This window comes from Paenibacillus kobensis NBRC 15729 (assembly GCF_004000825.1).
Taxonomy (GTDB): domain Bacteria; phylum Bacillota; class Bacilli; order Paenibacillales; family Paenibacillaceae; genus Paenibacillus_T; species Paenibacillus_T kobensis.
Map to the genome: position 1 here is coordinate 1 of NZ_BILZ01000101.1, position 10,579 is coordinate 10,579.

General features: G+C 53.2%; 8 protein-coding genes. 4 read left to right on the forward strand and 4 right to left on the reverse strand.

Going from position 1 to position 10,579, the window contains the following annotated elements:
• Window positions 1-343: 343 nt before the first annotated feature.
• On the forward strand, window positions 344-1,114 hold the full coding sequence (locus PKO01S_RS27670) for a divergent polysaccharide deacetylase family protein (RefSeq protein ID WP_407669721.1): 771 nt from the start codon (window positions 344-346) through the stop codon (window positions 1,112-1,114).
• Here PKO01S_RS27670 and PKO01S_RS27675 read toward each other — a convergent pair.
• Complete coding sequence (locus PKO01S_RS27675; RefSeq protein ID WP_164779816.1) at window positions 1,040-1,825, reverse strand: N-acetylmuramoyl-L-alanine amidase; 786 nt, start codon at window positions 1,823-1,825, stop codon at window positions 1,040-1,042. The genes PKO01S_RS27670 and PKO01S_RS27675 overlap by 75 nt on opposite strands.
• 288 nt (window positions 1,826-2,113) lie before the next feature.
• Here PKO01S_RS27675 and PKO01S_RS27680 point away from each other — a divergent pair, with 288 nt between their 5' ends.
• Entirely contained in the window at window positions 2,114-2,362 is a 249-nt protein-coding gene (locus tag PKO01S_RS27680) for a YqzE family protein (protein WP_127534668.1), read from the forward strand.
• On the opposite strand, the gene PKO01S_RS27685 is transcribed toward PKO01S_RS27680, so the two are convergent.
• The 3 genes from PKO01S_RS27685 to PKO01S_RS27695 form a co-directional block, all read right to left on the reverse strand.
• Window positions 2,321-3,280 carry a hypothetical protein gene (locus PKO01S_RS27685; protein ID WP_127534669.1) on the reverse strand — a complete coding sequence of 320 codons (960 nt, stop codon included), beginning with the start codon at window positions 3,278-3,280 and terminating at the stop codon, window positions 2,321-2,323. The two genes, PKO01S_RS27680 and PKO01S_RS27685, sit on opposite strands and share 42 nt — an antisense overlap.
• A 165-nt stretch (window positions 3,281-3,445) precedes the next feature.
• Window positions 3,446-4,405, reverse strand: a complete 960-nt coding sequence (locus PKO01S_RS27690; RefSeq protein WP_127534670.1) for a YqhG family protein — start codon at window positions 4,403-4,405, stop codon at window positions 3,446-3,448.
• The gene (locus PKO01S_RS27695; protein WP_127534671.1) at window positions 4,402-6,228 is read right to left on the reverse strand and encodes a DEAD/DEAH box helicase; all 1,827 of its coding nucleotides are present in this window, start codon (window positions 6,226-6,228) and stop codon (window positions 4,402-4,404) included. Before PKO01S_RS27695 ends, PKO01S_RS27690 begins: the two co-directional genes overlap by 4 nt.
• Before the next feature lie 329 nt (window positions 6,229-6,557).
• Here PKO01S_RS27695 and PKO01S_RS27700 point away from each other — a divergent pair, with 329 nt between their 5' ends.
• Both PKO01S_RS27700 and PKO01S_RS27705 read left to right on the forward strand, forming a co-directional pair.
• Window positions 6,558-9,191, forward strand: coding sequence for an adenosylcobalamin-dependent ribonucleoside-diphosphate reductase (locus PKO01S_RS27700; protein ID WP_127534672.1), 2,634 nt, complete (start codon window positions 6,558-6,560; stop codon window positions 9,189-9,191).
• Between the two features lie 439 nt (window positions 9,192-9,630).
• On the forward strand, window positions 9,631-10,579 hold a 949-nt coding region (locus PKO01S_RS27705), incomplete at its 3' end, for a HAMP domain-containing protein (protein ID WP_164779815.1).

The window sequence follows — 10,579 nt, forward strand, 5'->3', positions numbered from 1 at the left end:
CATAATGAACTTGCGTGCTTAAATATAGCATGTTCAGACAAGGCACGTCAATGCACGATCAACATTTTTTAATACTCAGTAAATACTGGCCTCAGCAGAGCGGCTTTCTGCTACATATTTTCGAAGGGCGGCACACACAATGAGAATACTTCAAATGAAGAAGGCGGTGCCTTAAACCATGAACCAACGAAACCGGGACCGAACGTGTAACAATCTTCTGCAATGGTTCCAGAAACGAATGCTGAGTGTGTGTGTGACGACGACGATGCTTCTGGCCGTGGCATCAGTTCAAGCGCCATCGGCAGTTGGAGCGGAACAGCCGCAGAAGGCGGCTGCCTCCTCGATGACCCGTCAACCCGTCGGGCTGACCGAGCAGCAGCATAAGAGTGCATCGCAAGATGCCGAGCAATCTAAAGCGTTCAAGCGAATCGCTATCGTCATCGACGATTTCGGCAATGGCATGACCGGAACGGAGGAAATGCTGAAGCTGCCGTTCCCGTTCACGATTGCTGTGATGCCGTTCATGCCGACGACGAAATCGGATGCGGAGAATGCGCATAAGCTCGGTCATGACGTTATCGTGCATATGCCGATGGAGCCGAACAAAGGCAAGAAGGAATGGCTCGGGCCTGGCGCTATAACGACGGATCTGTCCGATGCCGAAATACGCAAGCGTGTCGAAGCCGCCATCGATAACGTTCCATTTGCAGTTGGAATGAACAACCATATGGGCTCGAAGGCAACGTCGGATGAGCGGGTCATGCGTGTTGTTCTTACGGTATGCAAGGAGCGCGGCCTGTTCTTCCTGGACAGCCGCACCTCCTATAAGACCGTCGTACCGAAAATTGCTGCTGAGATTGGCATTCCGCTATTGAACAACCATGTGTTTCTCGATGATGTTTATTCCACTTCGCATATCGCGAAGCAGATCGGCGAAGTGTACAAGCAGTTGGAACAGACGGAACATTGCGTCGCTATTGGCCATGTCGGACCACCGGGCAAGAAAACAGCAGCCGTTCTGCTCCAGTCGACGCCTTCGCTACGGGAGAATGCGATTATCGTCAAGCTGTCCGACCTTATCCGGGGTCCCAGCGATGAGCAAATATTGCCATAAGGCTGCCGAGATCGATTGCGCGATCCGTGTCTGCGCAACACGGTTCGTAAGCATCTCACGGTCGCCCGCGTGGGAGAGAAAACCCATCTCGACAATGACAGCCGGTTCGTTAACCGTATTAAGCAGGTAGAATGGTTTCGCATATCTGGGCTGCTCATTCGTATGTTGCAGCCGGTTCAGCGCATCCTGTATGCAGAACGCAAGCAGGGCGCTCTCCCCGCTGTTCTGATGCAGCACGAGCGGGCCGTGCTTGACGCTGTTTTTCGCCCAATTCACGTGCAGGCTGACGAACAGCGTCGTCTCGATCTCATCGGTCAGCTGTCTGCGCTGGGACAGATCCCGCCGATGGCGGGATCGGCTCATATGCCACCGGTTGTCGTCGCTTAAGGCGTAATCGCCTGTCCGGTTAAGCACCGCTCGAATGCCTTGGCTGCGAAGCAGCGCATACAGTTTTTTGCCGACCTCAAGATTAATGTCTTTCTCTAAAATATTGCCGATGTTCGTTCCTCCGTCGATTCCGCCATGACCGGCGTCAATCAGAACGACCGCCGACGGCAGAGCTCGTTTGTAATGGGGAGGAGCTTCCCGGTGCTGTCTGCCAGCAATCGATCCGGCAGTTTCGGTCGTTGTTTGACGCTCGCTGCCTGGCGATGCAGGAGAATTCGCTGCGTAGGTCATATTCGAGTAAGGTGCCGTGCACACGGCGAGCATGAGTCCGAGCAGACATGCCGGTTTCAGCCATCTCGCAGCGGGTGGATGTGCAGGGCTGGTCCGTGCTTGCCGTTGTTTGTGGCGGTGATGATCAAGAAGCAGTTCGAGTTGCAATCGTTTGGTATGTCTGGAACGTTTCATTCCGGTAATCCTCCCTGCAAACACCATTATGGTTATATCGTGGCTTGACAGGTGGAAACTCATTCATGATTATTCGGTTGAATTGAAGGGCATGCTTATAGTATGAGACGTGACGTGTTCCAATAACGTGAGCGGGGAGAGAAGAACATGGCGGACAAAAGAGACGAACTAATCAAATATGTGGCGGGACAATTCGTTACTTATATCGATACGCCGTCTGAAGTGCGGAAACAGAAGCGGATGGACAAACAAGCTGCCCGGGCGGTACGGGAGCCATGGACGACACGCTGGTTCGGAATTGCACCGCTGTCGCTGACCTTATGGTTCCAAGGCTGGCGCAGCCGCAAGCCGCAATCAGGAGCGATAGAAGAGACCGAATGGATACAAGGAAGATAAGCTTAAATATCGAACAGCATTGAGCCCGCTGCCTTCTGGATCGGGCTCTTCGAGCGCCAAATAAACAGCATCGTTCGACCACTGCTGATAGCCGACAATTCCCCACATGAAGGTCGCGGTATGATCGTATAGCTCTGCCACATACCGAAGCCGCTGATCCGATAGGATCGGTTTTAACAATTGGCTTGCATTATGAACCTTGATCGGAGATGAAGACAGCCATGGAAGCTCGGCATAGACATCGAACGATTGCCGGGAATGAACCTTATAGATATGGGAGCGAACGCCAGCGGAAGAGGGGAAAGGTGCGCCAGAGGCGTGCTCGACAGACGCTGCGGCGCGTGACCATTGCACTTCCGTCGTAGGCAAAATATCGCCGGTCGCCGCATCCGCATACAGCACTTCATGGTCCGCCGTCACAACCCGCCATACTGCGAATAGCCCGTTCGCGTATAGGCGCGAAGCCTGGTAGGTGGCTTTCCCGTTAGCTTCTCCCTCCGGAATAACGCCCTGTCCTTCTAATGAAAGACGCAGCGTCTCCACATCGAACAACGGCCTTTTGCCAGTGCCATATTCCCCAAGCTCATAGCCGCCGCTTTCCTTCGCATTCACGATCATATAACCGACGGGACGGCCGCCGGCTGTTATCACCACATACCAAGCATGCGTTCCTGGCCCCAATGCTTCAATTGTAAACTCCGCGCCTGACCATGCTGCAAAGGGTGGCTGTTTGGCCAATTCATCGATCCACGCCTGGACTTGATTCGCTAGACGCTTCTGATCCTCGGGCGTTTGAGCGCTCAACCGGACCGAATCGGTCGTGCCCGATGCGAATACCGTCGCGGCGCTGACTGAACCCGACAGCATCGCACAGCATGTGAACAGCACAGCCAGCTTTTTCGCTTGACGAAACCTCATCGTGATCTCCGCCTTTCGCTTCGAATGAAGCCGCTTACGTTCTTCTCTATTGTAGAGGACAAGCTTCCGAGAACGCTGTTGGAAGCTGTCGTGTGAACGCCAGCGGCGCTGGTTCTAATTTTGCCGGATTGTTGGGAACCTCGTCACGGATCTTCCGTTCCGCGCTTAATCGATACCTGCAAGGTGAAAAATGCCGCAATTGACCGCGGAAGCTGTCACGCGAGGCTCGAACTGCCACCGAATTTCCGCCTGCCGTTTGTCGAACTGCTCGGTTATCGAAGGCTTATGCTCTTCCAGTGCCGACTGGATGAGCGGTTCATAATAATGCTGTATGCGAGCCAGTTCCTCATCCAGTTGTTTGGTTGCTTGTACCGCCCAGCTGTAATCGTATTGCTTCAGCTTGCGCTCGAGCGTCTGCTCGATGGTCGATACGGCTTTGCCGAGCGATATGCCGTTTTTCGTCACATGTACGTTCGGAGGCAGCTTGGGCGTCATTTTCAGATCGAGCAGCCGGTCGTGGAACTGTTCAACGCATTGTCCGGACGCCAGAGAGACGCCGAACGAGTGCAGTTCCTCCCGTTTGCGGTCGCATGCGAACTCCAGCTTCAAATTCACGCCGAGCCAAGCGGTATACGGCGTGGAGTCGTAAGGCAGCGAGTGTCTGCGCTCCGGCTCCTGGAACAAGTACACGTAGCTGCCGCCGGACTGGCTCGCAGCGAACAACTGATCCAGCCTGCGCGAGCCGAAATACATTTCTTCCCGCGGCATGCGGATCGTATTCATCGTTCCGTGTACGAAACCGAAGGAACGGTTAAGAGCTGCCTCTGCAGCGGAAGAGAGGCCATCGGATGCACCTTCGCCCGACTGCGATTCTTGCTGCTTGGCTTCCTTCTCCGCTTCCATCGCATCATACTTGGTCCGGTCGGTGACGAACAGCATCGACATCGTCTCTGGATCGGCGCCGGTCCGGTCGACGAAGCTCCAATAATAAGGGCGGTTCGTGAGCGAACGGTCGGCATTGGGAGACAGCTTCACTTTGAAATGCGCAGGCGATTTCTCGAGTATCGTACAATCGGTCGCTTCCAGAAACCGCTGCACGTACTTGTGTACTTGCCGCTCGTTCATTGGCTTGCCTCCATAGAAATACATTCTCCGGTGCCGTCGAGAAGTTTCGCGATCGCATCTTCTTCCTGGCCGAGCGTTTCTTCCCCCAATACTTCGCTGCGAATTCGGACAAGCGAGTCGCCAAGTCCGCTTATCTTCTGCTGCAAATCCGTGCCGTCGCCGGCTTCCGCGACCATGCGAGCGATTTGTTGTTCGATCGACTGGTCCTTATTCTCGAACCGTTCGAGAATGTGGTCGAGTTCTCCGATGACGAGCTCGAACAGATTGATTTTCTCATGCAGCAGATTGACGATATGCTCTTCAATCGTGCCAAGCGTACACAAATTATAGATGTGAACGTCATGCTGCTGGCCGAGCCGGTGAACGCGCCCTATTCGCTGCTCGACACGCATCGGATTCCAAGGCAGATCGAAGTTGATCATATGGTGGCAGAACTGCAAGTTGATGCCCTCGCCGCCGGCTTCCGTTGCGATCAGCACCTGGGCGCGCCCGCGGAACAGATCCATCATCCAATCCTTCTTCCCGCGTCCCATTCCGCCCCGGTAAGGGACGGCATGCAGGCCGTGCGAGCGGAAGAACTGCAGCAGGTATTCCTGAGTTCCCCGGTACTCGGTGAAAATAATGACTTTATCGTCGATTTCCCGGATGAGCTCGATCGCTTTCTCTGCCTTGGTGTTCGCCGTAATGGCGCGGATGTTCTCGACAAGCTCCCATATCTTCGGCCGGAGCGGGGAGTCTTCGGCTGTCTTCTTAAACAGATTCACGAGCGTCAAGAAGACGGCATCACGGCTGGAGCATACTTCGCGCTGCAAGGTGACGAGCGACAACATGCTGGCCATATCGGCGACTGTCTCGACAACCCGCTCGCGCACGAATGCGGTAACGCCGTCGTACAGCGCTTTCTCCTCTGGCGACAGCGTCAGCGGGATGTTGCGGACGATCCGCTTCGTGAATTGGATCCCGCCGTCGCCGCGGCGGTTACGGATCATGACGGACGACAACACCTCTTGGAGCTGATCCTCATTCTTCGGCACCCGCTTGTCAACGACGAAGTTGGCAGCGAATTCGCTCTGGCCGCCGAGTTGGCCCGGCTTCAGGAGTGTGATAAGGTTGTACAGCTCGTCCAGATCGTTCTGCACCGGCGTCGCGGTGAGGAGCAGGCAATACTTTTTGCTTAGCTGATTGACGAACTGGTAGTTGGTCGTCTTTTTATTCTTCAGCTTGTGTGCCTCGTCAATAATAAGCATGTCGTAATCCGTTGCTAGCAGCAGCTCGCGGTGCGGGTCGCGCTTAGCCGTGTCAATGGAGGCGACGACGACTTCGTACTGCCAGGAATGCTCTTTCTTCTGTGCAAACGCGGAGATGCTGAATTTCTGGTTCAACTCTCGCACCCATTGAAGCACGAGCGATGCGGGGACGAGAATCAGCACTTTTTTGACCAATCCGCGCACCATATACTCCTTCAGAATAAGCCCGGCTTCGATCGTCTTGCCGAGTCCGACTTCGTCGGCCAGTATCGCTCTGCCGCCCATCTCGTGAAGCACCTTGCCTGCAGTCGCAATCTGATGCGGCATCGGTTCGAATGACGGCAGACAACGAAGACAGCGGAGGTCATCGAAGCTCGACACTTGCGTCGCTTGTTCGGCCTCAACGGCAAGTTGATAGAGCGACCAGTCGTCCCAAGGACCATTCCGGTTCAATCGGGCCTGCAGCTCGTCGAACCAATTGCGCTCAAAGCGCCAGTCGACTTGCGGGTGCAGCTTGCTGGAGGAGGCGGCTGGTTCGGAGCGCGGCGGATTCGTCGGTTGGTTCGGATGCGGCATCAAGAAGCTCCTTTCCTGCCACTTGGGCGTACGTGAAATTCAGTACATTTTCCATAGTATGGCCTACCTGCGGGCAATTCATAAGAGCGCATGAAGAGAGACGGTAGGAAGCTGCGAAATATCGACATAGGACGAGGATGGACAAGCAATTCGCAGATTAGCGGGGGGATTGTCATGAATATCGGCGAAATCAGCCGATTCAGGCTATGTATATCCATATGTAGTGTAGTATAATGAATTTCGCACACTATATATGGTGTGAATCACATACATTATCGTTACACTAACATACGAAATTGAGCAATATAAACGGAGAGGATGTCGGACGGATGGGAACGACGGGGAATAAGCGGTTAGAAGGACTTAGCGAGAAGATTTTTCTGGACCGGTATGCTTGGAAAAATGCCGATACGAACGAAACGAAGGTCGGCGACGTCGTACTCGTACTGACGAAGGATGATCCGAAATTTCCGACCAAGGAAGTCGGTGAAGTTACAGCCCGCGAAGGCAGCAAAGTGGCCGTGAAGCTGCGCAGCGGCGATACAGTCGAATCGACCGTCGAGAAGTTGACACTGACGGTGGAGAAGACGCCGGAAGAAATGTGGGATCGTCTCGCCGGCGCTATGGCATCGGTAGAGAAAGAGGATAAACGGAAGGAATGGACGGAGCGGTTCCGTTATATTCTCGACGATTGGAAGCTCGTTCCTGGCGGCCGCATCGCGGCAGGCGCAGGCGCAAGCGAAGAGCTTACGCTGTTCAACTGCTACGTTATTCCTTCACCGAAGGACAGCCGCGGCGGCATTATGAACACACTCACGGAAATGACGGAAATTATGGCTCGCGGCGGCGGTGTCGGCATCAACCTGTCGTCGCTTCGTCCGCGCCGCGCGATCGTTGCCGGCGTTAACGGATCTTCGAGCGGCGCAGTCTCATGGGGCGGCTTGTTTAGCTACACGACAGGTCTGATCGAGCAAGGCGGCAGCCGCCGCGGCGCGCTCATGCTCATGATTAACGACTGGCATCCGGATCTGCTCGACTTTATTACGGTTAAGCAGACGATGGGCCAAGTGACGAATGCGAACTTGTCGGTTTGCGTCAGCAACGGTTTCATGAAAGCCGTCAAAGAGGATCTCGAATGGGATCTCGTGTTCCCGGATACGAAAGCGCCGGGCTATGATGAGTTGTGGGACGGCGATCTGGAGAAATGGCGTTCCGCTGGCAACCCGGTCATTCATTATAAGACCGTTCGCGCTCGCGAAGTATGGCATACGATTATCGAGTCGGCGTGGAAATCGGCGGAGCCGGGCGTCGTCTTCATGGAATATTACAACCAGATGTCGAACAGCTGGTATTTTAATCCGATTATCTGTACGAACCCTTGCGGCGAGCAAGGCTTGCCTGCATGGGGCGTCTGCAACCTGTCGGCGATCAATCTGTCGAAGTTCTACGACGAGGCGAAACATGACGTCGATTGGAATGAACTTAGCCGCGTAACGCGCTGGTCGGTCCGTTTCCTCGACAATGTCATCGACAAGACGCCGTATCACTTCCCGGAGAACGAAGCGAACCAGAAGAAGGAACGCCGTGTCGGCCTCGGTACGATGGGTCTTGCAGAGCTGATGATCAAGCTCGGCGTCCGTTACGGCTCGCCGGATTCGTTGTCGTTCCTCGACAAGCTGTATGGCTTCATCGCACGCGAGTCGTACCTGGCATCGTCGGAGATTGCGGCAGAGAAAGGCTCGTTCGAGGCGTTCGATGCGGAGCTGTATCTGCAAAGCGGCTTTATGCAAAACATGGTCGAGACGTATCCGGAAGTCGGCGACGCTGTCGTGAAGAGCGGAGTCCGCAACGTCACGATCATTACGCAAGCGCCGACGGGCAGCACGGGTACGATGGTCGGTACGTCAACGGGCATCGAGCCGTACTTCGCCTTCGAATATTACCGTCAAAGCCGTCTCGGCTTCGACAAGCAGCTTGTTCCGATCGCGCAGCAATGGATCGACGCGCATCCGGGCCAAGAGCTGCCGGACTACTTCGTCACATCGATGACCTTGTCTGCGCAGGATCATATCCGCGTGCAAGCGGCGATTCAGCGCTGGGTCGACAGCTCGATCTCGAAGACGGCGAACGCGCCGAACGACTTTACGGTCGAAGAGACGAAAGAGCTGTACGAGCTTGCATTCGACCTCGGCTGCAAAGGCGTTACGATTTACCGTGACGGCAGCCGTGACGTACAAGTATTGTCGACTTCTTCGAAGGATGAGAAGAAGGAAGAGACGGCAGCGGCTGCAGCAGCGCCTGTAGAAGCGCCGGTTGCGGCAACGGCAGCCGTGGAAACGGCTGCGGTCGGCGAGCTCAATAGCACGCTGAACAGCAGCGTAACGCCGCAGCAGGAGCAAGTGTTCGACAAGCAATACAAACGCCGTCCGCAAGTATTGCGCGGTGCGACATACAAAGTGAACACACCGTTCGGCATGGCGTATATCACGATCAACGACATGAACGGCACGCCTAGCGAGATTTTCTTGAACGTCGGCAAAGCCGGATCGGACGTCTTCGCGATGGCGGAAGCGCTCGGCCGCGTATGCTCGCTGTTCCTTCGTTACGGCGATCACGGCAACAAAGTAAAGCTGCTCGTGAAGCACTTGAAAGGCATCGGCGGCTCCGGCGCGATCGGCTTCGGCGCGAATCGCGTAGAATCGATCGCCGACGCGGTTGCCAAGGCGCTCGAGACGCATGCGGAGACAGCTGAAGAGGCGGCTGCCGCTTACGCAGAGCCGGCAATTCCAGCAATTGCTGCACCGGCTGAACTGCCATCCGAGTCTTCGCGCGGCGAAGGCACGCTGAAATATGCGGGCCAAACGAGCTCGCTCGACCTGTGTACGTCGTGCGGATCGGCTTCGCTCATGAACGTGGAAGGCTGCAAAACGTGCAGCAACTGCGGGTATAGCCGTTGTAATTAATAAATGATGGGGGAGACGTGAGTCTCTCCCTTTTTTGTTGCTATGGTAAACAACACGTCTTGGGTGGCGGCTGCTGATACGATATCTGGTAGGCATGGTTATCGCAAGAGTCTAGCTCGCTGCGTCGGTAGCTAATTGTAATGCATTCGTTTCCCTATAATTAGCCTAACAGCTGATGAGTGTAACAATTAAAGCCGTAAATTATACGGCTTTTTGTTGTTTATACATAAGTGCTTTTTGTTTAAACTGAGAATTATGATCGTCGATCGCGTTAGCATATACGGATGTTCGATTCATTAAGTTAAGACTTTTTTAAGAACTAGTTCACTTATCCTTTAGATGCCGAGTTTATGATGAATGAAGAACTAAGCAATGTTATTTGCACATACGAATTGCTTGCGAGTTAAGCTGAATGAAATATATATGAAGGAGAATCTCCGTGTCCATTAGAATGAAATTGCTCTTGTCCTATGCGGCAATGCTAATCATTCCACTTTTCTCCATTATCCTAATCTCTGTTCTTATGGTCGTTTTTTTCAAGGGGGATCTGCAAAATATTAAGGGTTTATATGAATCAACCGAAGAAAATTTCGATCATGACGATGTGGAGCACATTGCCAAAGAGATTAGAAGGACGGTTGAGCGTGACCCGAGCTTATTAATGGATCGTACCTATCTTGACGGAATGAATGCAGAGCTTGCAGATTTGAACGCCGGCTTGGTCGTTCGGGTTGGTGAAGCAATCCTATATCGTTCGAAGAACATCCAGCAACTACCGGGATTGACGGATACGCTGTCGACGTTAAAAAATCTTGAAGTAAATCGAAACTATACAATCATTAATATGGCCAATGAGGACTATTACTTTATGCAATTTGATTTTGTCACTCGTGGTCATGATCAGGGAACACTTTTTATCATTTCGAAAATTGATCCTATAACCTATTTCATTAGAAAGTATTTCCCTTCGTTATTTATTTCTTTATTGTTTGTGCTTATCCTCACACACATTCTGATAACAAAATTCATGTCAGCCCGGATCATTCGGCCATTACAAGTGTTGCGAAAAGCAGCACAAGAAATTAAAGATGGCCATTTGGATTTTCGGGTTAACGTCGACGGTAAAGACGAAATCGGTCAATTAGGTGTGGCTTTTGAAGAGATGCGTTCACGGTTGCAACATTCAATCGAGGTACAGGCACAGTATGAGACAAATCGCAAAGAATTGATTGCGAATATCTCGCACGACTTGAGGACTCCACTCACCGCCATCAAAGGATATGTGGATGGCATTATGGAGGGAGTCGCGTACACACCTGAAAAATATGCTAAGTATATGCAGACGATTGCTGCTAAAACAGATGAACTGGATTATCTAATCAACGAGT